General features: G+C 62.5%; 16 protein-coding genes and 4 tRNA genes. 17 read left to right on the top strand and 3 right to left on the bottom strand.

The window, feature by feature from the left end; genetic code table 11:
* Positions 1–88 precede the first annotated feature (88 nt).
* The 8 genes from J7392_RS13610 to J7392_RS13645 all read left to right on the top strand — a co-directional run bounded on the left by J7392_RS13610 (position 89) and on the right by J7392_RS13645 (position 6,393).
* Positions 89–1,183 carry an alkene reductase gene (locus J7392_RS13610; protein WP_209218055.1) on the top strand — a complete coding sequence of 365 codons (1,095 nt, stop codon included), beginning with the start codon at positions 89–91 and terminating at the stop codon, positions 1,181–1,183.
* Positions 1,184–1,427: 244 nt separating this feature from the next.
* The gene (gene lon, locus J7392_RS13615; protein ID WP_209218056.1) at positions 1,428–3,839 is read left to right on the top strand and encodes an endopeptidase La; all 2,412 of its coding nucleotides are present in this window, start codon (positions 1,428–1,430) and stop codon (positions 3,837–3,839) included.
* Positions 3,840–3,991: 152 nt separating this feature from the next.
* Positions 3,992–4,066, top strand: a tRNA-Val gene (locus J7392_RS13620).
* A gap of 133 nt (positions 4,067–4,199) precedes the next feature.
* Positions 4,200–4,781 (top strand): histidine phosphatase family protein, encoded by a 582-nt coding sequence (locus J7392_RS13625; protein ID WP_209218057.1) that lies wholly within the window; start codon positions 4,200–4,202, stop codon positions 4,779–4,781.
* Entirely contained in the window at positions 4,778–5,347 is a 570-nt protein-coding gene (locus J7392_RS13630; protein ID WP_209218060.1) for a histidine phosphatase family protein, read from the top strand. Before J7392_RS13625 ends, J7392_RS13630 begins: the two co-directional genes overlap by 4 nt.
* A gap of 41 nt (positions 5,348–5,388) precedes the next feature.
* Positions 5,389–5,464, top strand: a tRNA-Val gene (locus tag J7392_RS13635).
* Positions 5,465–6,088: 624 nt separating this feature from the next.
* Positions 6,089–6,165: transfer RNA gene (locus J7392_RS13640), tRNA-Asp, on the top strand.
* Positions 6,166–6,316: 151 nt separating this feature from the next.
* Positions 6,317–6,393, top strand: a tRNA-Asp gene (locus tag J7392_RS13645).
* Positions 6,394–6,519: 126 nt separating this feature from the next.
* Here the strand turns inward: J7392_RS13645 and J7392_RS13650 are convergent.
* On the bottom strand, positions 6,520–7,890 hold the full coding sequence (locus tag J7392_RS13650) for a M20/M25/M40 family metallo-hydrolase (protein ID WP_209218061.1): 1,371 nt from the start codon (positions 7,888–7,890) through the stop codon (positions 6,520–6,522).
* Positions 7,891–7,971: 81 nt separating this feature from the next.
* Positions 7,972–9,048: a histidine kinase dimerization/phosphoacceptor domain -containing protein gene (locus J7392_RS13655; RefSeq protein ID WP_209218063.1), complete on the bottom strand. Its 1,077-nt coding sequence runs from the start codon at positions 9,046–9,048 to the stop codon at positions 7,972–7,974.
* A gap of 222 nt (positions 9,049–9,270) precedes the next feature.
* Here J7392_RS13655 and hemA point away from each other — a divergent pair, with 222 nt between their 5' ends.
* The 4 genes from hemA (at position 9,271) to J7392_RS13675 (ending at position 13,755) form a co-directional block, all read left to right on the top strand.
* Positions 9,271–10,494, top strand: a complete 1,224-nt coding sequence (gene hemA, locus J7392_RS13660; protein ID WP_067265045.1) for a 5-aminolevulinate synthase — start codon at positions 9,271–9,273, stop codon at positions 10,492–10,494.
* 120 nt (positions 10,495–10,614) lie between these two features.
* Positions 10,615–11,916 (top strand): RodZ domain-containing protein, encoded by a 1,302-nt coding sequence (locus J7392_RS13665; protein ID WP_209218065.1) that lies wholly within the window; start codon positions 10,615–10,617, stop codon positions 11,914–11,916.
* Positions 11,917–12,004: 88 nt separating this feature from the next.
* Complete coding sequence (ispG, locus tag J7392_RS13670; RefSeq protein ID WP_209218067.1) at positions 12,005–13,129, top strand: flavodoxin-dependent (E)-4-hydroxy-3-methylbut-2-enyl-diphosphate synthase; 1,125 nt, start codon at positions 12,005–12,007, stop codon at positions 13,127–13,129.
* 284 nt (positions 13,130–13,413) lie between these two features.
* Positions 13,414–13,755: a hypothetical protein gene (locus J7392_RS13675; RefSeq protein WP_209218068.1), complete on the top strand. Its 342-nt coding sequence runs from the start codon at positions 13,414–13,416 to the stop codon at positions 13,753–13,755.
* Here J7392_RS13675 and J7392_RS13680 read toward each other — a convergent pair.
* Positions 13,752–14,501 carry a DsbA family protein gene (locus J7392_RS13680; RefSeq protein ID WP_209218069.1) on the bottom strand — a complete coding sequence of 250 codons (750 nt, stop codon included), beginning with the start codon at positions 14,499–14,501 and terminating at the stop codon, positions 13,752–13,754. The genes J7392_RS13675 and J7392_RS13680 overlap by 4 nt on opposite strands.
* Before the next feature lie 96 nt (positions 14,502–14,597).
* Here J7392_RS13680 and J7392_RS13685 point away from each other — a divergent pair, with 96 nt between their 5' ends.
* From J7392_RS13685 to J7392_RS13705, 5 genes are all read left to right on the top strand, one after another.
* Positions 14,598–15,740: an aminotransferase class I/II-fold pyridoxal phosphate-dependent enzyme gene (locus tag J7392_RS13685; protein ID WP_209218071.1), complete on the top strand. Its 1,143-nt coding sequence runs from the start codon at positions 14,598–14,600 to the stop codon at positions 15,738–15,740.
* 59 nt (positions 15,741–15,799) lie between these two features.
* Positions 15,800–17,020: an N-acetylmuramoyl-L-alanine amidase gene (locus J7392_RS13690; protein WP_209218073.1), complete on the top strand. Its 1,221-nt coding sequence runs from the start codon at positions 15,800–15,802 to the stop codon at positions 17,018–17,020.
* Positions 17,021–17,148: 128 nt separating this feature from the next.
* On the top strand, positions 17,149–19,704 hold the full coding sequence (locus tag J7392_RS13695; protein ID WP_209218074.1) for a penicillin-binding protein 1A: 2,556 nt from the start codon (positions 17,149–17,151) through the stop codon (positions 19,702–19,704).
* A 126-nt stretch (positions 19,705–19,830) separates the two neighbouring features.
* Positions 19,831–20,955, top strand: a complete 1,125-nt coding sequence (prfB, locus tag J7392_RS13700) for a peptide chain release factor 2 (RefSeq protein WP_067268656.1) — start codon at positions 19,831–19,833, stop codon at positions 20,953–20,955.
* 49 nt (positions 20,956–21,004) lie between these two features.
* The gene (locus J7392_RS13705) at positions 21,005–22,414 is read left to right on the top strand and encodes an amidase (protein WP_209218076.1); all 1,410 of its coding nucleotides are present in this window, start codon (positions 21,005–21,007) and stop codon (positions 22,412–22,414) included.
* Positions 22,415–22,417 lie beyond the last annotated feature (3 nt).

Here is a 22,417-nt window from a genome sequence, read left to right on the forward strand (position 1 = left end):
CTCACGGGAATTTGTGCGGATGATCCTTGCTGCAAGGTGGCAGGGTCTTAGGTGCCTTGCACATTCTATTGCAAGGAAAGGCCCGAATATGACCGAGAAGCTTTTTACCCCTTTCACCGCCGGTGAGATCGCGGCCGAGAACCGTTTGGTGATGGCCCCCCTGACGCGCAATCGCGCGGATAATGAGACCGGCGAAGTCTCGGACATGCATGTCGACTATTACCGCCAGCGGGCGGGCGCGGGCATCATCATCACCGAAGCCACCCAGATCAGCCCCGAGGGCAAAGGGTACTTCCAAACCCCCGGCATCCATACCGAAGGCCAAGTCGCCGCATGGCGCAAAGTGACCGATGCGGTGCATTCCGAAGGTGGGCGCATCGTGATCCAACTGTGGCACGTGGGCCGGATCAGCCATACCTCCCTGCAGCCCGAGGGCGCCAAGCCTGTCGCGCCTTCCGCCACCGCTGCTGGGGTGAAAACCTTTACCGCCAATGGGTTTGAGGATACTTCAGAGCCGCGCGCGCTGGATTTGGATGAGATGCCGCGTCTGGTCGCGGACTACGCCCATGCCGCCGAAATGGCCAAAAAAGCCGGTTTCGACGGGGTCGAGGTGCATGGGGCCAATGGCTATCTGCTGGATCAATTCCTGAAAACCGGCAGCAACAAACGCGATGACGCCTATGGCGGCAGTGTGGAAAACCGCGCGCGGTTGCTGTTCGAGGTGCTGGATGCCGTGACAAAGGTCTGGGACGGTGAACGTGTCGGCCTGCGGCTCTCACCCTTCTCGCCCGCCAATGGGATCGAAGACGCCAATCCGCAGGAGACGTTTGAATATGTCGTCAAAGGGCTGAACCGCTACAACCTCTCCTATCTGCACCTCGTCGAAGGTGCGACGGGCGGCTCGCGTGAGTTGGACGAAGGCGAAAGCATCGCCGCCCTGCGCGCGCTCTTTGAGGGGCCCTATATGGCCAATAACGGCTATGACCGTGAGATGGCGATTGAGGCCGTGGGCAATGACAAGGCCGATCTGATCGCCGTGGGCCGCCCCTTCATCGCCAACCCCGATCTGCCGCGCCGTTGGCAGATGAACGGGCCGCTGAACGAGGGCGATACCGATACCTACTACGGGGGCGGACGCGAAGGCTTTACCGATTACCCGACACTGGAACAGGCCGACGCCTGATCAATTGCGAGATCAATTTCGGGGCGCCCATGCGGCGCCCCGTGCCACGGCGCGCGGAATTGGGGTGAAATCAACCCAACGCGCGCTTGCCTCCACCCCGCCGAAGCGCGATGATGGCGGCCTAATACCCCGCAAGGGATTGAAACAGGCGGATGGGATGCACACATGTCCTGTCCAGAAAAGGGGATGTCAGAGGCCGCCTATGACAGGGGCCCGGATGTCTTGCTAAGATAAGGAATTGAGCATGTTAGAGCCACTGAACGCATCCTACCCGGTGCTTCCGCTGCGCGACATCGTCGTGTTTCCCCACATGATCGTGCCGCTTTTCGTTGGCCGCGAAAAATCCGTCCGCGCCCTTGAAGAGGTGATGGCAGACGACAAACAAATCCTGCTGTCGAGCCAGATCGACCCCGCCGAGGATGATCCCAACACATCTGGCATCTACAAGGCCGGTGTGCTGGCCAATGTGCTGCAACTGCTGAAACTGCCCGATGGCACCGTGAAAGTGCTGGTCGAAGGCCAAGCGCGGGTGCGCATCACCGAATACCTCGAGAATGACAACTTCTTCGAGGCGCGCGCCGAGTATCTGACCGAGATGCCGGGCGACGCGGCCACCACGCAGGCGCTCTTGCGCACCGTGGCTGATGAGTTCGAGCGCTACGCCAAGGTCAAGAAAAACGTCCCCGAAGAAGCGCTCGCCGCCGTTGGTGAAAGCGCTGAGCCTGCACGTCTGGCCGATCTTGTTGCCGGTCACCTTGGCATTGAGGTCGAGCAAAAGCAGGACCTGCTCGAAACGCTGAGTATTTCCGAGCGTCTTGAGAAGGTCTACGGCCTGATGCAGGGCGAAATGTCGGTGTTGCAGGTCGAAAAAAAGATCAAGACCCGCGTGAAATCCCAGATGGAGCGGACGCAGCGCGAATACTATCTGAACGAACAGATGAAGGCGATCCAGCAGGAGCTGGGTGACGGCGAGGACGGCAAGAACGAGGTTGCCGAACTCGAAGCCAAGATCGCCGAGACCAAGCTGAGCAAGGAAGCCCGCGAAAAGGCCGAGGCCGAGCTGAAGAAGCTCAAGAACATGTCGCCCATGTCGGCCGAAGCCACCGTGGTGCGCAACTACCTCGACTGGATGCTGTCGATCCCGTGGGGCGTGAAATCCCGCGTGAAGAAAGACTTGGGCCGCGCGCAAAAAGTGCTGGATGACGATCACTATGGCCTTGAGAAGGTCAAGGAGCGCATTGTCGAGTATCTGGCCGTGCAACAGCGCTCGACCAAGATGAAAGGCCCGATCATGTGCCTCGTCGGCCCTCCGGGCGTCGGCAAGACATCTTTGGGCAAATCGGTCGCCAAGGCCACGGGGCGCGAGTTCATCCGCATCTCGCTGGGTGGCGTGCGCGACGAATCCGAGATCCGCGGCCACCGTCGGACCTACATCGGCTCCATGCCCGGCAAGATCATCCAGGCGCTGAAAAAGGCCAAGACCACGAACCCGCTCATCCTGCTCGACGAGATCGACAAGATGGGGCAGGACTTCCGTGGCGACCCGGCCTCGGCCATGCTCGAAGTGCTCGACCCGGAACAGAACGGCACCTTCGTGGACCACTATCTTGAGGTGGAATACGATTTGTCGAACGTGATGTTCCTGACCACGTCGAACAGCTACAACATGCCCGGCCCGCTTCTGGACCGGATGGAGATCATCCCGCTCTCGGGCTACACCGAGGACGAGAAGCGCGAGATCGCCAAGCAGCATCTGGTGGAAAAACAGATCAAGAACCACGGTCTGAAGAAGAAGGAATTCGAGATCGAGGATTCCGCCCTGACCGGCATGATCCGCTACTACACCCGCGAGGCCGGCGTGCGGAATCTTGAGCGCGAGATCGCTAAGGTGGCGCGCAAGTCGCTGACCAAGATCGTCAAGAAGGAGGCCGAGAGCGTCACCGTGACCGGCGACAACCTCGAAGACTTCCTCGGCGTGCGCAAGCACCGCTTCGGCCTGGCCGAGGAGAAGGACCAGATCGGCGTCGTGACCGGGCTGGCCTATACCTCCGTCGGCGGTGAGCTTCTGAGCATCGAGGCGTTGCGCCTGCCGGGCAAGGGCCGGATGAAAACCACCGGCAAGCTTGGCGACGTGATGAAGGAAAGCATCGACGCAGCCAGCTCCTACGTCCGGTCAATCTCTCCGCAGATCGGGGTCAAGCCGCCGAAGTTCGACACGCTGGATATCCACGTGCACGTGCCCGACGGCGCCACCCCGAAAGATGGCCCCTCGGCCGGTCTAGCGATGGTGACCTCGATCGTCTCGGTGCTGACCCAGATCCCGGTGCGGCGCGACATTGCCATGACGGGCGAGGTTTCCCTGCGCGGTAACGCCATGCAGATCGGCGGATTGAAGGAGAAACTTCTCGCGGCCCTGCGCGGCGGCATCACCACGGTGCTGATCCCCAAGGAGAACGAGAAAGACCTGCCGGACATCCCCGATAACGTCAAAGAGGGGCTGACCATCATCCCGGTGGGCCATGTTTCCGAAGTTCTGGAGCATGCGCTGGTGAGCAAGCCGAAAGCGATCGATTGGGACGAAGCCGCCCAAGAGGCCGCCGAGGCCGCCGCGATGAAGGCCCGTGCCGCAGGCGTGGACGCGACGACCACGCATTAAGGCGAGCGGCCTGTCAGAATGTCATAAACGCGCGCCTTCCGGGGCGCGCGTTTTTCGTATCCACCGTGGGGCAGGCCGTGCCGCATCCCGCAACAGTTTTTGCGCCAAACCCTCTTGCAAGCCGCGCCGCAATTGGCTACTTCGCCCCGCAAGGGTGATTAGCTCAGTGGTAGAGCGCTTCGTTCACATCGAAGATGTCAGGAGTTCAAATCTCTTATCACCCACCATTTTCCCCCTAGTTCGCGTTGGATTAGCTTGCCGCTCCGAGCCTGTGCCCATGTCCCATGGCTTGCCTTCTCTGCGTCGGAGTGATCCTTATCCCCATCGGCCCATACCACGGGCACCACGGGCGGAGAGAGCATGTCGGCACATCCTAAAATCTGGTTCCTGCGCCACGGGCAGACCGAGTGGAATCGCGCGTTTCGTCTGCAGGGGCATCTCGATTCACCGCTGACCGATCAGGGCATCGCCGAGGCTGAGCGACAGGCGCAGATCATGCCAGCGATCCTTGCGCAAAAGCCGGATATCCTCGTCTCTCCCCTTGGCCGCGCGCAGCAGACGGCGCGGATTGCGTTGAATGGGGCCGCTTTTCAAACGGATGCCCGGCTGAAAGAAATCCATGCAGGCGATTGGCAGGGGGCAACCCGGGATGAGATATTCGCCGCGCATCCCGATCTCGCGGCCCGCGACCCGGCCCCGTTGGAGATCTACGCCGCCGCGCCGGGCGGGGAGGGGCTGGCGGCCTTTCGCGGGCGGATACGGGCGGTGCTCGACAGTTTGACCACGCCCACGGTGCTGGTCGCCCACGGGCTCTGGGGGCAGGTGCTTCGCGCAGAGGTATGCGGCGTCGATCCGGCAGAGGCCGGTCGGCTCAGCAACCGGCAAGGCTGCGTCTACTTGTTGGAAAACGGGACCGAGCGCATCTTGGAAGCCCCCGCATGAGCCGTTACCCGACGCTCTATATTCTGCGCCATGGGGAGACGGAGTGGAACCTCGCCAATCGGCTCCAAGGGCATTTCGATTCCCCGCTGACCGAGCGGGGGCGCGAACAGGCCGCGGCGCAGAATGCGATTCTGAAACGCTGCGATCTGGCGGGGTTCTCGGCGCTCAGCAGCCCGCAGGGGCGAGCGGTGGTCACAGCCGAAATCGCACTAGCGGGGACGGGGCTCGAGGCTGCGCCTGATCCCCGTTTGGGGGAGATCGGCATCGGCGCTTGGGCCGGACAGTCGCGCGAGACGTTGCTGCGCCAAACCCCCGCCGCGCGTGATTCCTACGATCTTTACGAACAGGCCCCCGAGGGGGAGGGATTCGCGGCGCTGCATAAGCGCTGCCAGCGCTTTCTGGACAACCTGACCGGCCCCCATGTGCTGATCACCCACGGCATCACATCGCGTATGTTGCGCCTTATTTTACTGGGCCGCACGCCCGCCGCGCTGCGGGAGATGCAAGGCGGGCAGGGGGTGGTTTTCCGTCTTGAAAACGGCCAGCAGGAAAGGCTGACATTATAGGCTTGAAGCCCGCCCCCACCTTGGGCTATCAGGTCCAAGTCGGGTCGTTAGCTCAGTTGGTAGAGCGCTTCGTTTACACCGAAGATGTCGGGAGTTCGAGCCTCTCACGACCCACCATCCCTCTTCAACCTATTTATTGGGATCAACCGGTTGCCCCAGTGGTGAGCCCGACCGGCGCCCGCCCGCTGCGCAGTCAGTCTGGGTCGGAAGTTCGAGCCTCTCACGACCCAGCATCCCTCCAACCTATTTATTTGGATCAACCGGTTCCCCCTAGGGGTGAGCCCGACCGACGCCCGCCCGCTGCGCGGTCAGTCTGGGTCGGGAGTTCGAGCCTCTCACGACCCACCATCCCTCCAACCTATTTATTTGGATCAACCGGCTGCCCTAGTCGTGAGCCCGACCGACGCCCGCCCGCTGCGCGGTCAGTCTGGGTCGGGAGTTCGAGACTGTCACGATCGTCTCGTTCAGAGATTGGTATTGGGCCATCGCCCGGATTTCCCACGCAGCGTCGCAGTATTTCAAGCCATAGCCTTCGTCAGTCCTGACCATCGGGGCGGCCAAGTAAAAGCGCCGCGATCCGTCAGCGAAAACCACCCGGTTTCCCGCCTCCAACCCAGCCCATCAAACGCCCCCAAAACAACTTACGAAAATTTCACATTTTCGCGCAAACCGCGCTTGACGGCGGAGCGCCCTCACCATAGAACACCCAAACGCTCCGGGGCGACCTGGAGAGTGCAGCGGGCGGTTGTAGCTCAGTTGGTTAGAGTACCGGCCTGTCACGCCGGGGGTCGCGGGTTCGAGCCCCGTCAACCGCGCCACCGCTGCCTGAAAAGGGGACCTCTCTGAGGTCCCTTTTTTCGTTTCAAATCCCCTTAAATGCCACGCAAAAAACTTCTTTCGAGAAAGCGCATTTTCTCGCGCGAATGCGCTTGACGCCCCGCGCCCCGTGGCCTATTCCGCCCACATCGCGCGGTTGTAGCTCAGTTGGTTAGAGTACCGGCCTGTCACGCCGGGGGTCGCGGGTTCGAGCCCCGTCAACCGCGCCACTTTCCCCCCTCTATTTCGTAACGTGCAGCGCTAAGCCCTAGTTCGCGCAGGCTTATTCAGCGTTGCCTTTTGAGGCCCTGACAGTGGAATATATGGCGACCAGGCAGGCCCGATCGCCAAGCTGCTTAGGTCAGCGCATCAATGATGCGCGCCCAGGAGCGGATGCCTTTGTGAAAACTCTCCATGTCGTATTTCTCGTTCGGGGAGTGGATTTGATCGTCATCCTTGCCGAAACCGATCAGCATCGGCTCGGTTCCGAGAATCTTCTGAAAATGCCCGGCAATCGGAATCGAGCCGCCACAGCCGATATAGGCCGCAGGCACCTGCCATTCGTCGCTCAGCGCTTGGCGGGCGGGTTCGAACATTGGATGGCCAATTTCGACGCCCGAGGCCTGGCTCGCGCCGTGGCCAGAGAATTCCACCGTGCAATCCTCTGGCAGCATCTCGGCCACCATCTTGCGGAAGTTCTCGCGGATGGCGAGCGGGTCTTGCGTGCCGACGAGGCGGAAGCTGATCTTGGCATGTGCCTCGGAGGGCAGCACCGTTTTAAAGCCATCGCCGGTATAGCCGCCCCAGATGCCGTTGACCTCACAAGTCGGGCGCGACCAGATCATCTCAAGCGGGGTGCGGTCTTGCTCACCCGCCGGTTTGCTGAGCCCCACGTCGCCGAGGAAGGCGCTATGGTCAAAGGCGAGGCCCTGCCACTGCGCTTCCAGATCCTCGGGCAGGTCCGGCACGCCGTCATAGAAGCCGGGGATGGTGATGCGGCCTTCGTCGTCATGCAGCGCGGCGATCACCTTGCTCAGCGCGCGGATCGGGTTCATCGAAATGCCGCCATACATGCCTGAATGCAGGTCTTTCGACGGGGCGGTGACGGTCAGCTCTTCGCCCAAAAGCCCGCGCAGCATGGTGACGATGGCGGGGGTCTTGCTCTCGAACAGCCCGGTGTCGCAGATCATCGCCACATCGGCTTTCAACTCCTCCGCGTTCTCCTCCATAAATGGAACGAGGGAGGGGGAGCCAGATTCTTCTTCGCCTTCGAGGAAGAAGGTGATGCGGCAGGGCCAATCGCCTTTCACCTCTTTCCACGCGCGCAGGGCTTCGATGATGGTCATCAACTGGCCCTTGTCATCGGCGGCCCCGCGGCCCCGGATCACGCGGCCCTTCTCCGTCTCCTCAACCGCCGGATCGAAGGGATCGCGGTCCCAAAGGTTCAGGGGGTCGACCGGCTGCACGTCATAATGGCCATAGAACAGCAGATGCGGCTTACCTTCGCCCACATGGCCCACGACCATCGGATGCCCCGGCGTGGCGCGTTTTTCGGCGTCCACGCCCATGGATGTAAGATCGGCCACCAGCCAATCGGCGGCGCGGTCGCAATCGGCCTTATAGGCCGGATCGGTCGAGATTGACGGGATGCGCAGCAGGTCCAACAGACGGTCGGTGGCGGCGGGCAGATCGTTGTCGATCCGGGCGAGAACATCGTCGAGGGACATGGGCATAATTCCTTGCGCTTGTGAATTTGGCGCGAAGGTATCAGGCGGGCAGGGCGTGTCCAGTGGCCGCAGGGCCCGCGTTCAGAAGGTGAGCGAGAGGCGGCTGCCCTCGGCGGTAAGCTGGCTGTCGACCTGCGCATTCAACTGCGACGCCGCCGCCGCCATCAAGGTTTGCCCAATGCTGTCGGCCCGCCCTTTGCCCTCGTTCGCGGCCCCGATGCCATCGTCTTTGCACTCAAGGTGGAAATGCCCGTCCCGCAGGCTGAGGTCGATTTCGATATGGCCGGGCGCGCCATCCGGGAAGGCGTGTTTGATCGAATTGGCGGCAAACTCGCTGATGATCAGCCTCAAGGACGAAGCCGTGCTGGATCGTAGGGTCACAGGGTCCGACCGGTAGCTGATTTTGACATGCCCCGGTGCGGTTTCTTGCAAAAGCTCTAGGACCTTGTCGAGGTATTTGCCCGCATCAACCTCGTCGCGCCCTTGTCCGGATTGCAGCTCACCATGTAGCGTTGCCATGGCGTTGACCCGGCGCTGAATGTCGTTCAGCACATTGACCGTGGTCGTGTCATCCAATTGCCGGGTGTGGAGCCGAACCATGGCCGACAGTGTCTGGAGCGAGTTTTTGACCCGGTGGTCGGCCTCGCTCATCAGCACGGCTTGGCTGCGCAGGGAAAGGCGCAGGTCGAGTTGCTTCATTACCTGACGCGACAAGACAGAGATCGCCTTGCGTTGCAGCGCGGTCAGTCTGCGGGGTTTGGTGTCGAGGATGCACAGCGTGCCGAGCGGCAGCCCGTTGGACGCAATCAGCAGGGCACCTGCATAAAACCGCAGCCCGTCGCCTGCGGTGCAGAGCGGGTTGTCGGCCATGCGCGGGTCTTTCAGCGTGTCGGGAATCTCAACGAAGCGCTCTTCCAGAATCGCGTGAGAGCAGAGCGAGGTTTCGAGCGGCGTCTCGCGCGCACCCAGCCCCACTTCGGCTTTGAACCACTGTCTGTCCTTGTCGATCAGGTTGATCACTGAAATCGGCGCGTCACAGATCTCAGCCGCAAGCTCGACGATCTCGTCGAACTCCTCCTCGCGCGGGGTGTCGAGAATCTCGTAATTATAAAGCGTCCGCAGGCGCTGGTCCTGCTGGGGATGTGGAGTGGCGCGCAAAACAAACTGCCCTTTCTGGGTTGGTCCTTTGGAAACATGAAAGCGGCTGGCAATACAAGCGAACAATCTTAAATCGAGCGTAGAACGCGCCGCGCCTGCGACAGTTCGCCCCGCAAAGGGGCCGGGATAAGAGATTGAAGCTTCGGCTTTGGATCTGTAATCATTCTAAAAGCTGAATATGGAGGGGTCCCCTCCTGTTCGCGCCAAAAGATGGAGACGCGCATGGACTATAACGAGAAGCTCGACGCGGCGATTGCGCGCCTGCATGACGAAGGACGCTACCGGACCTTCATCGACATCGAGCGTCGCAATGGTCAGTTCCCCCATGCCGTCTGGACCAAACCCGACGGGTCGCAGCAGGATATCACCGTTTGGTGCGGCAACGACTATCTGGGCATGGGGCAGAACCCCGTGGTGATCGAAGCCATGGAAGAAGCGCTGCGCGCCACCGGCGCAGGCTCTGGCGGGACGCGCAACATCTCGGGCACAACGGTCTATCACAAGCAGCTAGAGGCCGAACTGGCCGATCTGCATGGCAAGGAAGCGGCGCTGCTGTTCACCTCGGCCTATATCGCCAATGACGCCACGCTCTCGACCCTGCCCAAACTCTTTCCGGGTCTGATTATCTATTCCGACGCGCTGAACCATGCCTCCATGATCGAAGGCGTGCGCCGCAATGGCGGGGCTAAGCGTATCTTCCGCCACAATGACGTGGCCCATCTGCGCGAGTTGATGGAGGCGGATGACCCTGCCGCGCCCAAGCTAATCGCCTTTGAATCGATCTATTCGATGGACGGCGATTTCGGCCCCATCGAAGAGATCTGCGATCTCGCGGATGAATTTGGCGCGCTGACCTATATCGATGAGGTGCACGCGGTTGGCATGTACGGCCCGCGCGGGGCAGGGGTGGCCGAGCGTGACCGGTTGATGCACCGGCTCGACATCATCAACGGCACGCTGGCCAAAGCCTACGGCGTGATGGGCGGCTATATCGCCGCCTCGGCCAAGATGTGCGACGCGATCCGCTCCTATGCCCCGGGGTTCATCTTTACCACTTCGCTGCCGCCTGCCGTCGCCGCGGGTGCCGCCGCTTCGGTCGCCTATCTCAAACGCGCGCCCGAGCTGCGAGAGAAACACCAGCAGCAGGCCAAGGCGTTGAAGCTGCGGCTGAAGGGGCTGGGCTTGCCGATCATCGACCATGGCAGTCACATCGTGCCCGTCATGGTGGGCAACCCTGTCCACACCAAGCTTCTGTCGGACATGCTGCTCGAAGATCACGGGATCTACGTCCAGCCCATCAACTTCCCCACCGTGCCGCGCGGCACGGAGCGGCTGCGCTTCACACCCTCACCGGTGCACGGGCCCAAAGAGATGGACGCGCTTGTCCGGGGGATGGACGTGCTCTGGTCGCATTGTGCGCTGAATCGTGCCGAAGCTGCGGGCTAACGCAGCGCTATTCGTGTTTTGCGTTGTCTTGTGGTAGCCTTTTGTCAAGAAAAGGCTACATCCGAATCGTTGGGGCGTGTTTGGATCAAAGCTACAGGCTAACAGGGACAGGGCATATTGATGATCGGGCGATGGGCCTCCAGAACCGCTGAGGACGAAACAGTCGAACCCAAAGGGTTCGATGCATTCGAATTGCGGTTGGGGGATGTCATGCGCGGCGAACGGGCCACGCTTGGTAAATCCCTGCTCGACGTGCAGCGCGAATTGCGCATCAAAGCCTCCTATATCGCCGCAATCGAAAACTGCGATCCCGGCGCATTTGACACGCCCGGCTTCATCGCGGGCTATGTGCGCTCCTACGCGCGCTACCTCAATATGGACCCCGATCAGGCCTTTGCCGCTTTCTGCAAGGAATCCGGTTTCGCCGTGGCCCATGGCATGTCCGCCGAAGCCTCTGTGGTCAAAAAGCCGAGCTTTGAGGAACGCCGTAAGACCCCGAAAGAAGACGATCTTTTCGCCCGGCCCAACACGCCCTTCGTGCCCACGGGCGACGGGTTGCTCAGCCGGATTGAGCCGGGGGCGGTTGGCTCTTCGCTGGTGCTGATCGCGCTGATCTCCGCCATTGGTTTTGGCGGCTGGACCGTGCTGAAAGAGGTGCAGCGCGTGCAGGTGGCCCCGGTGGATCAGACCCCAATCGTGCTTTCCGATCTCGACCCGCTGGATGGGGCCCTGGCCAGCGCGCCTGACACAGAAGACGATTCCGCCGCGCCGCAAAGCGTGGAAAGCCCCCGGGCCGAGGCGCTGGACCGGCTTTATCGCCCCCAAGCGCTTGACGTGCCGGTGCTGGTGGCGCGTGACGCGCCGATTGCTTCCATCGACCCGCGCTCTGTCAGCAATTTCCCGACGCCGGACCGCCCCGATACCGCCGCGCAAGGCACCGTGGTGGCCGAGGCGACGGAGGGTGATGACAGCATTACCAGCGCCATCGACGAGGCGGTGATGCTCGCCAATGCCGATACCGACCTGCCCAAACCGCAGGTTGTGGAGCCTTTGGGCGAGAAAGTGCGCATGGTCGCCGCTTACCCCTCTTGGGTCCGAGTGCGCGCGGCTGACGGCACGGTGATTTTCGAAGGCGTGATGAACAAGGGCGACACATGGGATGTCCCCGTCACTGAAGAGCCGCCCTCCCTTCGGACGGGCGAATCCGGTGCGCTTTATTTCGCCATGGCAGATGGCTGTTTCGGCCCCGTGGGGCCGCGCGGAGCAGTGACCTCCAACGTGCCGCTCCACGCGCAGGCGCTGGCTGAGCTTTATGAGCCGGTCGATCCGACGGCGGAGCAATCGCTCAGCCGGATGTTTGCCGACCTCGAAGGCTCGCTCGACCCCTCCGCTCTGGCGGCGATGCCCTGTCAGGGCAGCTAAACGCGCGGGCCGCCGCTTCCCATTGCACATGAGGCCCCGGCTGAATAGGTAGGGGGCCAAAGCCCCTGATCCCGCGAAAGGTGTCTTCATGTCGCTTCATTCCATTCGCCCTTGGCGCGATATTCCGCGTCGCAAGTCCCGGCAGATCATGGTGGGCAATGTGCCGGTGGGCGGTGACGCGCCGATCACCGTGCAGACCATGACCAACACGCTGACCACCGATATCGCCGCCACCATCGCACAGGTCCAAGCCGCCGCCGACGCAGGCGCCGATATCGTGCGGGTCTCGGTCCCGGATGAGGACTCGTCCAAAGCCCTGCGTGAGATCGTTCCCGAAGTGTCGGTGCCCATCGTTGCGGACATCCACTTTCACTACAAACGCGGGATCGAAGCCGCCGAGGCCGGTGCCGCCTGTCTGCGCATCAACCCGGGCAACATCGGCGATGAAAAGCGCGTGCGTGAGGTCATCAAAGCCGCGCGGGACCACAACTGCTCAATCCGCATCGGCGTGAACGCGGGCTCGCTGGAGCGCCATCTGCTGGAGAAATACGGCGAGCCATGCCCCGATGCGATGGTCGAAAGCGGGCTGGATCACATCAAAATCCTGCAAGACAACGATTTCCACGAGTTCAAGATTTCCTGCAAGGCCTCGGACGTCTTCATGGCCGCGGCGGCCTACCAACAGCTTGCCGATGCCACCGACGCGCCCATCCACCTTGGCATCACCGAGGCGGGCGGGCTTATGTCGGGCACGATCAAATCGGCCATCGGTCTGGGCAACCTTTTGTGGAGTGGCATCGGCGATACCATCCGCGTCTCCCTCTCCGCCGATCCGGTGGAAGAGGTGAAGGTTGGCTATGAAATTCTTAAATCCCTCGGGCTCCGGCACCGTGGGGTGAACATCATCTCCTGCCCCTCCTGCGCGCGGCAGGGGTTTGATGTGATCAAAACCGTTGAGACCTTGGAGAAACGGCTGGAGCATATCAAGACGCCGATGAGCCTGTCGATCATCGGCTGCGTGGTGAACGGCCCCGGTGAGGCGCTGATGACCGACGTGGGCTTTACCGGTGGCGGGGCCGGGTTCGGCATGGTCTATCTGGCGGGCAAACAAAGCCATAAGCTCGGCAACGAGGGTATGATTGACCATATCGTCGAGCAGGTCGAGGAACGCGCGGCGCAGATTGAGGCTGAGGCGGTGAAGGCGGCTGAGTAGGTTGGGGGCTGGGCCGCTGGCGCTGCGTTGGTTGAGAGGCTGCGCAGAGGTATTTTTAAAAGGATGAAGATGGGGGGAAGCGCGTGAGCCGGGAGGTTGGCGCGCTTTGTCTGTTGTGGGAATGATTTATTAATCAGGGGGTTGGGGGGCGTCTTCACCTTGTTTGGGGTGAGGTGTTTTTTGAGGACGATGGGGGGCATGTGGCCGTTTAGGATCATTTCGGGCAGCACGTAGAAGGGGGCGTCGGTGAGCCCTAGGGCGGCGGCCCAGCGGGCGGGCTGGGGGTGGCTGAGATCGTGTTGGATGAAGGCGATGCCGTAACGCTTTGTGATTGCGGTCAATTCGTGGACGGCGGCAGCGCAGGTCTTGCAGTCTTCTGCGGTAAAAAGCGCGATGGGGTGGCCCCCCAGAAGGTCGGGAGCGAGCTGTTCAAGCAGGGACAGGTCGTTATGGATATGCCGTTGCATCTGCGTTGGGCCGGCCAGCGCTTTGGCGATGACATCGCCATTGGCAAGGATCGCGGCGCGGAGCTCGGTTTCAAACGCATCACGCGCGGTGGGTTCATCGGCCCCGGCGGGCTGGACCAGCGCGAGCGCGGCCAAGACTGCCGGGGCGCGCATCTTTAGCCGCGCTTTTCTTCCACCAGTACCATCATTTGATCATAGGGCAGGTAGCCGCGCAGCATTTCGTCTTGCATGACGAAGGTGGGCGTGCCGGTGATCTGCAGCTTTTGGGCCAGCGCGCGGGTTTGGGCGATCTCTTGGGTGACCGCGTCGCTGTCCATCTCGGCCTCGATCGCAGCGACATCCAGATCGAAGCTTTCGCCCAAGCGGCGCAGGGCGGGGAGGGTGACCGCTCCGTTGAAGGCCATAAGCGCATCGTTCAGTTGTTTGTATGCGTCATCGCCCGCGACCTGTTTGGTCGCTACGGCAAAGCGCGACGCCAGCAGCGATTGCTCACCAAGGATCGGAAATTCTTTGACGATCAGTTTGATATTGCCGTCCGTTTCCAGCAGTTTGGCCACTTCGCCATGGGCGCGTTTGCAGTAGCCGCAGCGGTAGTCGAGGAATTCGACCAGCGTGATGTCCCCCTCCGGGTTGCCGCCGACCCAAGAGTAGCCATCGTCGAAAATCTCATCGGCATTGGCCGAGACCAGATCGAAATCCGCCTGCATCTGCGCTTGGGCCTGACGGTTTTGCATCTGCTCCACCGCTTGCAGGATCACTTCGGGGTTTTCCATCAGGTAGGCGCGGACCTCGGCCCGGAACTGCGCGCGTTCGGCGTCCGTAAGCTCGGTCAGGTCCATCGCCCCGGCGGGAGCGGCAAGGGTGACTGCGCCGGCAAGGGCAGGGGCGAGGAGGCGGGCGAACATGGGCGGTCCTTTCGGTAAAGCTGCGAAATAGGGGCCAAGGGTTGACGCCCGGCATCAGGCGCGGTGAAAGCACATGCCGACAGTAGGAGCAAGCCCATGCGCAATTCAACCAGGTCCGCCGTTGATCCCTTTATCGTGATGGACGTGATGCAGGCCGCCAGCGCCGCCGAAGAGGCGGGCCGTCACATCATTCATATGGAGGTTGGCCAGCCCGGCACGGGCGCGCCGAAAGGGGCGGCGGCCGCGCTGACCAAGGCGATGGGTGAGGGGGCTTTGGGCTATACTGTGGCGCTTGGGCTGCCTGCTTTGCGCGCGCGGATCGCGCAGATGTATGGCGAATGGTATAACGTCGATCTCGATCCGGCGCGGGTGGTGATCACCCCCGGGTCCTCGGGCGGGTTTTTGCTGGCTTTTACAGCGCTCTTCGATTCAGGGGATCGGGTGGGCATCGGGGCGCCGGGCTATCCCAGCTACCGTCAGATCCTACGCGCCTTGGGGATGCAGCCCGTCGATCTGCCCGCCGCGCCGGAGAACAGATATCAGCCCGTCGCGGCGGATTTCGCGGGGCAAGACCTGCGCGGTTTGCTCGTGGCCTCCCCCGCCAATCCTTCGGGTACCATGCTCGACCGACCCGCCTTGACGGCGCTGACGGATGCCTGTGCGGCCAATGACATGTCCTTCATCTCTGACGAGATTTACCATGGCATCGAATATGACAAGAAGGCCGTGACCGCGCTGGAGGTCACCGATGACTGCTATGTGATCAACTCCTTCTCGAAGTATTTCTCGATGACCGGCTGGCGCGTGGGCTGGATGGTGGTGCCCGAGGATCAGGTGCGCGTGGTCGAGCGGATCGCGCAAAACATGTTCATCTGCGCACCCCATGCCAGCCAGATTGCCGCGCTAGCAGCGATGGACTGTGACGACGAATTGCAGGCCAATCTCGCGGTTTATCGGCGCAATCGCGACTTGATGATCACCGGTTTGCAAGAGGCGGGGTTTACCGACATCGCGCCGCCCGATGGGGCGTTTTACGTCTATGCCGATGTCTCGCGCTTTACCGATGACAGCCGCGCCTTCGCGGCGGAAATTCTGGAGAAGGCTGGCGTCGCCGTGACCCCGGGGCTCGATTTCGACCCGGCGCGGGGGCATAAGACGCTGCGCTTTTCCTATGCGCGCAGCACGGCGGATATGGAGGAGGGCATCGCCCGGCTCAAAGCCTTCATGGCGGCGCGCTGAGCGCTGGTTTGGCCGCGCGGCAGGTGATAAAAGGGCGAAAACGGGCAGGGTGATCGATCATGCGGGCAATCTTTAGGGGACTGGCAGTCTTGTTGGCCTGCGCGGGGCCGGTCACCGTCGCGGCGCAGGAGTTGACGGCGCTGGCGCGGGTCGATCCGGTTGAGAGCGCGGTGAGTGATCGCTGGTTCGGCAAGACCGATTTGACCGTGGCGCTGAGCCAGGGCGTGCCTTTTCGGGTTTTTCTGCTGGATGATCCCGCCCGCCTGATCGTCGATTTCCGCGAGGCGGATTGGTCAAATGTCGCCCGGGGAGATCTGTTGGAAAAACCGGGCCGTATCTCGGCCCTGCGGTTTGGCGCGTTTCAGCCCGGATGGTCGCGTCTGGTGGCGGATTTGGCCGAGCCGATGGTTCCCGCTGAGATTGGCATGCCGGTGGACGCAAGCAGCGGCAAGGCGCGGCTTGAGATTACCTTGGAGACGGTCGAGCCTGCGATCTTTGCCGAGGCCGCAGGCGCGCCGGTGGACCCCGATTGGACCACCGCGCTCACCGCGTCGCCGAAACCTGAGGTGGCAGACAAGGACAGTTTCACCGTCGTTCTGGACCCCGGCCACGGCGGCATCGACCCGGGTGCGCAGCGCGAGGGGTTGGACGAGAAAGACCTGATGCTCAACTTCGCCCGCGACCTGCGCGATGCGCTGCGGCGCAAGGGCGTGGATGTCTTGCTGACCCGGGATGAGGATATTTTCGTCGCCTTAGAGCACCGGGTCGCCATCGCCCATCAGGCCGAAGCGGACCTTTTCATCTCGCTCCATGCCGACAGCCTGTCGCAGGGCGGGGCCAGCGGGGCGACGGTCTATACCCTTTCCGATGATGCCAGCGATGTGGCGACCGAACATCTCGCGGCGCGGCATGACCGGTCGGACATCATCGCGGGGGCGGATTTAACCGGTTCGGATGATCAGGTGGCGGGCATCCTGCTGGACCTTGCCCGGCAAGAGACCGAGCCGCGCTCAGATGCGCTGGCCGAGATTCTGGTCGATGGCATGGGCGCGGCGGGCGGGCCGTTGAACAACCGGCCCCTGCGGCGGGCGGGTTTTTCGGTCTTGAAGTCTGCCGATATTCCTTCGGTTTTGGTCGAAGTGGGGTTCCTGAGTTCCAAGCGCGATCTGACCAATCTGCGTGATCCGGTGTGGCGCGCGTCGATGGTGAGCGCGATGGCGGATGCGATCGTGACGTGGCGTGATCAGGATGCGGCGCTCAAGCCTTTGATCAGAAAGTAAAATGAAAAGATGTGGCCGCTGTGGCGATGGGCGAAGATTCGCCCCCGCTGGCGGCCATGTGTTTTGACCCGCGCCAGCGCATCCTGTATAGGCTCGGAACTGTCCCTAGCCAATGGTGGTCCGCGCGCGTGTTTCGATTTGTTCTGTCTTTTTTCGGGGGGATCTTTACCACCCTGACCCTGAGCGTCGGCATGGTGGCTTTGACCATCGGGGCTGTGTTCTGGATGTATGGTCGGGATTTGCCCAGCCATGAGTCGTTGGCGCAATACACGCCGCCGACGATCAGCCGGATTTACTCGGGCCAAGGCCGTTTGATCGACGAATTCGCCAAGGAACGCCGTCTTTTCGCCCCGGCCAATACCATCCCGGATCTGGTGAAACAGGCCTTTATCTCGGCAGAGGACAAGAACTTCTACACCCACGAAGGCTATGACCTGCGCGGCATCGGTGCGGCGGCGGTGGATGCGGTCAAATCGCGCGGGCGCGACGTGCGCGGGGCCTCGACGATCACCCAGCAGGTGATGAAGAACTTCCTTTTGTCGGGCGACCGCCGGGCCGAGCGCAAGATCAAGGAGATCATCCTTGCTTCGCGCCTTGAGGAGACCTTGAGCAAAGAGAAAATCCTCGAGCTCTATCTGAACGAGATTTTCCTCGGCCAGAACTCCTATGGCGTGGCGGCGGCGAGCCAGACGTATTTCAACAAGACCTTGAGCGAGCTGGCCCCGCATGAGGCGGCCTTCCTCGCCTCGCTGCCCAAGGCGCCCTCGGATTACCACCCGGTGCGTCGCAAGGACCGGCTGCTGGCGCGGCGGAACTTCGTGCTGCGCGAGATGAAAGAGAACGGCTATATCTCGGAAGCGGTCTATGAAACCGAAGTGGCGCAGCCGCTGCGCTCGGTCCAGAACGGTGATTTCGAGAGCTTCAAGGCCGAACTGCCGCCGCGGGATTACTTCACCGACGAAATTCGCCGCCAGTTGAGCGAGGATTTCGGGGAGGGGGAATTCTTTACCGGCGGTCTGACCGTGCGCGCGACCATCGACAACGAGATGCAGCCTATCGCGGCCAACGCTCTGCGCCGTCAGCTGGAGCAATATGACCGCGGGCGGGGCATCTGGCGCGGGACGCGTTTTGAGATCCCCGCCGATCAATTGGACAGCGAAGAGGAATGGCGCGCTGCGCTGGCGGACCTGCGGGTGCCGCGCGACATCGATCTGGAGAACCAGTGGTATCCGGCGGTGGTGCTTGAGGTCGGCAGCAATGACGCCCGCATCGGCATCGAAGGCGTCGAGGATGACGAAGACGGCCACTGGATCCCGGCCAAAGACGTGCAATGGGCGCGCAAACGGCTGGATGACGGCTCTCTCGGGCGCAAGGCTCAGGTGGCTGGCGACCTGCTTGAGGTGGGTCAGGTCGTCTTGGTCCGCCGCATGACCTCGGACAGCGACGGCTCTTTCATCCGCTGGACATTGCGGCAGGTGCCGGAAGTGCAGGGCGGTTTCGTCGCGATGGACGTGCACACGGGCCGCGTGATCGCGATGCAGGGCGGCTTTTCCTATCAGGCGAGCGTGTTCAACCGGGCCACACAGGCCAAGCGCCAGCCGGGGTCGAGCTTCAAGCCCTTTGTCTATGCCTCCGCGCTCGACAGCGGCTATAGCCCCGCGACCATCGTGGTCGACGCGCCCATTGAGATCAACACGCCGCAGGGCGTTTGGCGGCCGCAGAACGCTTCGCATAAATTTTACGGGCCGACGCCCCTGCGTACGGGCATCGAACAGTCGCGCAACCTGATGACCATCCGTCTGGCGCAAGAGGTCGGCATGGATGTGGTCGGCAGCTATGCGGAGCGTTTCGGCGTTTACGACGACCTCGCGCCCTTGCTGTCGAACGCGCTCGGCAGTCAGGAAACCACGCTTTATCAAATGGTTTCGGCCTATGCGATGTTCGCCAATGGCGGTGAGCGGGTGCAGCCCACTTTGGTCGACCGGGTGCAAGACCGTTATGGCCGCACCGTCTACAAACATGATGAGCGCAAATGCTACGACTGTGAGCAGATCAACCTCGCCCCCGGTGAAGCGCCGCGGATCATTTCCAACCGCGAGCGGGTGATGGACCCGGTGACCGCCTATCAGTTGACCTCCATGATGCGCGGCGTGGTTGAGCGCGGCACGGCGCGCAATGCGGTGAACCTGCCGGTGCCGATCGCGGGCAAGACAGGCACCACCAATGATGAGAAAGACGCGTGGTTCGTGGGCTTCTCCTCCAACGTGGTGGCGGGCTGCTACATCGGTTTCGACACCCCGCGCCCGATGGGCCGGGGCGCGGGGGGCGGGCGGCTCTGCGCGCCCGTGTTCCAACGCTTTATGAGCCAAGCGATCAAGAAATACGGCGGCGGTGACTTCGCAGTCCCCGACCAGTGCCGCTTTATCAAGATCGACCGTTTCACCGGCGCGCGGCTGAGCGACAGCGCCACCGGCGCCAATGTCGTGTCGGAATGTTTCCGCGATGGCGAAGAGCCGCTCTTTGGCATCTCTTTCGATGGCGGCTTTGCCATGGGGGCGGACCTGCCGCTGGTCGAAGAATTGGGTGGCTCCTCCTCGCGTGAGGTCACCACATCGACCGGCAAGAAAGCCACCGTCGGCCCCAAGGCGAGCTTTGGCACGCTGAGCTCGGGCGGTCTTTACTAATCAGGCCAAAGGGGGCGGGGCAAAGCTGCGCTTTGCCGCCCCCCACTTGCCGCCGCTGGCGGGCTGGTCTATCTCTCGTGCGGCTCCGGTTTTCGGGGCCGCATTACTTATCAAAGGCAGGCACACATGCGCGCAGAGGCACAGAATACCGCGGACCAGATCAGCAAATCGCTGGAATTGCTGGCCCAGCGACTGGATGTGGAGACCGCGCCCTACCGGCTGGAAGAATTCAACGCCCGTGTCGAAGACCCGAACCTTTGGGACAACCCCGATGCGGCGCAAAAGCTGATGCGCGAGCGTCAGTCGCTGGTCGATGCCATCGACACCTATGAGGGCATCAAACAGGAGTTGGCCGACAATCTCGAACTGATCGAACTGGGCGAGATGGAAGAGGACGAAGAGGTCATCTCTGACGCCGAGGCGGCGCTGAAGGCGCTGGCCGAAAAGGCCGCGCAGAAAGAACTCGAAGCGCTGCTGAATGGTGAGGCCGACAGCAACGACACCTTCCTTGAGATCAATGCAGGCGCAGGCGGCACGGAAAGCTGCGATTGGGCCAGCATGCTGGCGCGGATGTATGTCCGCTGGGCCGAGAAGAAGGGCTATAAGGTCGATCTTCAGGCCGAAAGCCCCGGTGACGAGGCGGGCATCAAATCCGCGACCTATAAGATCGAAGGCCATAACGCCTATGGCTGGCTGAAGTCCGAGAGCGGCGTGCATCGTCTGGTGCGCATCTCGCCCTTCGATTCGGCAGCCAAACGGCACACTTCTTTCACCTCCGTGAAGGTTTACCCGGTGGTCGACGACAATATCGAGATCGAGGTGAACCCCTCCGATATCCGCATCGATACCTACCGGTCCTCCGGCGCGGGCGGTCAGCACGTCAACACCACCGACTCGGCGGTGCGGATCACCCACCACCCCACGGGCATTGTCGTGACCTCTTCGGAGAAGTCGCAGCACCAGAACCGCGACATCGCCATGAAAGCACTGAAATCGCGGCTCTATCAGATGGAGTTGGACAAGCGCTCGGCGCTGGTGAACGAGGCGCATGAGAATGCAGGCGACGCGGGCTGGGGCAACCAGATCCGCTCCTACGTTCTGCAGCCCTACCAGATGGTCAAAGACTTGCGCACCAATTACGAGACCTCGGACACCAAAGGCGTGCTCGACGGCGATCTCGACGGGTTGATGGGGGCGACGTTGGCGTTGGCAGTCTCGGGCAAAAGCCGGGCCGAGGCGCAGGGCGACTGAGCCCATGCTGTCCCCTTCATGGAATGACAGTGATCAATAGGGGGACATGATGGAATTGCTAAATTGGGACGCCTCAGAACTGTCCGAGGCGCTGGCCGCGCGAAAGATTTCCGCGGTCGAGTTGATGCAGGCGACCTTGGACCGGATCGAGGCGGTGAACGGCAGGGTGAATGCGGTCGTCTCCCTCCGCGACCGCGACGCTTTGCTGGCCGAGTCTGAGGCCGCCGACGCGGCCCCGCGCAGGGGCTGGCTGCACGGCATTCCCATGGCGATCAAGGATTTGGCAGATGCGGAAGGGCTGCCCACCTCGCAGGGCTCGCCGCTGTTCGGCGCGGCCCCGGCCACGCGGGATCACCCGGCGGTGGCCCGTCTACGGGCCGCCGGGGCCATTGTGATCGGCAAGACCAACACCCCGGAATTTGGCCTCGGCAGCCATACCTTCAACCCGGTGCATGGGGCGACCTGCAACCCCTATGACCTCGGCCGCTCGGCTGGCGGCTCCTCTGGCGGGGCGGCGGCGGCGCTGGCGGCGCGGATGCTGGCCGTGGCCGATGGGTCCGACATGATGGGCTCCCTGCGCAATCCGGCGGGGTGGAACAACGTCTACGGCATGCGGCCCAGCTGGGGCACGGTGCCTTCGGGCAATGACGGCGATCTGTTTCTGCACCAGCTTTCGACCTTGGGCCCGATGGCGCGCAGCCCGCGCGACCTTGCCGCCCTGCTGGACGTGATGACAGGCTATGATCCGCGCGAACCGCTGACCCGCACCACCCCCGATGCAGCACCGCAGATCGACGCGGCGCTGACCCCCCAGCGGATCGGCTGGCTGGGTGACTGGTGCGGTGCCTTCCCCTGCGCGCCGGGGATCATCGACCATAGCGAGGCGGCGCTGAAGCGCTTGGCCGACCTCGGCCATACGGTCACGCCCTTGGCGGCACCCTTTGATGCGGAGGCCATGTGGGAAAGCTGGATCACCCTGCGGTCCTTTGCCGTGGCGGCCTCCCTCGGGGCGCTCTATGACGACCCCGCTCGGCGCGAGGGGCTGAAACCCGCCGCGCAATGGGAGGTCGCACGGGGGCAGGGGTTCTCGGCCTCTGACATCCAGCGCGCCAGTAGCATCCGATCTGATTGGTTCCGCGCGGCGGATGCTCTCCTTGAGGAAGTCGATGTGCTGGTGCTGCCCTCGGCGCAGGTCTGGCCCTTTGCAGTCGAACAGGTGCACCCGACTGAGATCGACGGCCAGCCGATGGACACCTATCACCGTTGGATGCAGGTGGTGGTCCCCGCCAGCCTGATTGGTCTGCCGGTGGTCAACATCCCCGCAGGTTTCGACGCGCGCGGTCTGCCCTTGGGGCTGCAACTTATCGGCAAGCGCGGCAGCGATGCGCGGCTGCTGCAACTGGCCCAAGGCTGGCATCAGGCGACAGGCTATCCGCAGGCGCAGCCGCCCCAGCTCTAGCGG

The sequence above is a fragment of the Sulfitobacter sp. R18_1 genome, from assembly GCF_017743915.1.
GTDB lineage: Bacteria > Pseudomonadota > Alphaproteobacteria > Rhodobacterales > Rhodobacteraceae > Sulfitobacter > Sulfitobacter faviae.